The organism is Streptomyces sp. NPDC079167, from assembly GCF_040686735.1.
Taxonomy (GTDB): Bacteria; Actinomycetota; Actinomycetes; order Streptomycetales; family Streptomycetaceae; genus Streptomyces.
Window position 1 is genome coordinate 1 of sequence record NZ_JBFBLO010000060.1, and the last position, 1,159, is coordinate 1,159.

The window sequence follows — 1,159 nt, forward strand, 5'->3', positions numbered from 1 at the left end:
AAGGGCTGGCGGGGCAGTCGCTGGCCTGGGGACCCTGGGCTGAAAGTGGGATGCTCGGGAGCCTCGGCGACGCCGACACCCAGCGCATGGCCCGGTCCGGTGTGCCCCCGCTGTCGGTGGACGAGGGCTTGGCTCTGTTCGACGCCGCTGCGGCTCTCGACCGTGCGGCCGTGGTTCCGGTACGGCTCGACCTCCCCGTGTGGCGCAAGCGGGCTGCGGCCGAGGGCGTGCCGCCGCTCTTCCGGGCACTTGTACGCGTCCCTGGCCGTCGTACCGCGAAGTCCGGTGAGTCGGAGTCGGGCTTCGCAGCACGGCTGAAGGGGCTGGCGGAGGAAGAGCGGACTCGTTTCGTCGACGGCCTGGTGCGCACCCAGGTCGCGGCGGTCCTGGGCTACGCGTCGAGCGAGGCGATCAAGTCCAGGCACGCTTTCAAAGAACTGGGCTTCGACTCCCTGACAGCCGTCGAGCTGCGTAACCGGCTCAACGCGGCGACCGGACTGCGGCTGCCGGCCACCCTGGTCTTCGACTACCCCACCCCCGCCGTGCTCGCCGAGTTCCTGTTGGACGAGGCGCGGGGCACTGAACCCGAGGCGGCAGCGGTCGCGGGAGTGGCGGGCTTCGCGGATGACGAACCCATTGCGATCGTCGGCATGAGCTGCCGCTATCCGGGCGGGGTCGCCGCTCCCGAGGACCTGTGGCGCCTCGTCTCCATGGCAGGGGAGGGGATCTCCGGATTCCCGACCGACCGCGGTTGGAGCCTGGACGGCATGTATGAAGCCGACGCCGGCCGGGAGGGCAAGTCCAGGACCATCGAGGGCGGCTTCCTGTACGACGCGGGTCAGTTCGACCCCGGCTTCTTCGGGATCTCGCCGCGTGAGGCGCTGGCGATGGACCCGCAGCAACGGCTGCTCCTGGAGACTTCATGGGAGGCCATCGAGCGGGCCGGCATCGACCCCGACTCGCTGCGCGGCAGCCGCACGGGTGTCTTCGCGGGCCTGATGTATCACGACTACGCCGCCCGGCTGGGCTCTGTACCCCAAGACGTCGGCGCCTTCCTGGGAACAGGTAACTCGGGCAGTGTGGCGTCGGGTCGGGTGTCGTACGCGTTGGGGCTCGAGGGTCCGGCGGTGACGGTGGATACGGCGTGTTCGTCGTCGTT

Annotated in this window: 1 protein-coding gene; it reads left to right on the forward strand. The window is 70.1% G+C overall.

All coding sequences use genetic code 11. The features are described 5' to 3' along the window. The coding region (locus AB0P41_RS35940) for a beta-ketoacyl synthase N-terminal-like domain-containing protein (protein WP_365936202.1) at positions 1-1,159 on the forward strand (1,159 nt) is incomplete at both ends.